At 66.7% G+C, this 433-nt stretch carries 1 protein-coding gene; it reads right to left on the bottom strand.

The features are described 5' to 3' along the window. Nucleotides 1-433: VCBS domain-containing protein (locus MOV75_RS41945; protein WP_247008759.1), on the bottom strand; the 433-nt coding region annotated here is incomplete at both ends.

The raw sequence follows: 433 nt of genomic DNA, 5'->3' as shown, positions 1-433 counted from the left end.
GGTCTGCGCGACGACATGGGCTTCGCCCGTGTCGGGATCCACGATCGTCAGCTGACCGCTGGTGTTCAGCGCCGCCGCGGTGTCGCCTTCCGTGACGGACTTCGAGTCCGATGAGACCGTGGCCGCATCATTGCTGCCGGTGATGGTCACCGTCACGATGCCGCTCGCGGTGCCGTCCTGGCTGGTCACCGTGAACTGGTCCTGCACCTGCTGGCCGGCGATGAGCTCGTCGTGGGCGCCGTTGCCGGTGTAGCTCCAGGCGCCGTTGGCATCGATCGAGAAGTCGCCGTAGGTTCCGTGCGCGTTGGTCTGCGCCACGACGTGGGCTTCGCCCGTGTCGGGATCCACAATCGTCAGCTGACCGCTGGTATTGAGAGCCGCCGCGGTATCGCCCTCGGTGACGGACTTCGAGTCCGAACTCACGGTCGCCGCA

Source organism: Bradyrhizobium sp. PRIMUS42, from assembly GCF_023006515.1.
Lineage (GTDB): Bacteria > Pseudomonadota > Alphaproteobacteria > Rhizobiales > Xanthobacteraceae > Bradyrhizobium.
Note: the sequence above shows the minus strand (reverse complement) of the source record. Positions and strands in the feature narration are given on the sequence as shown.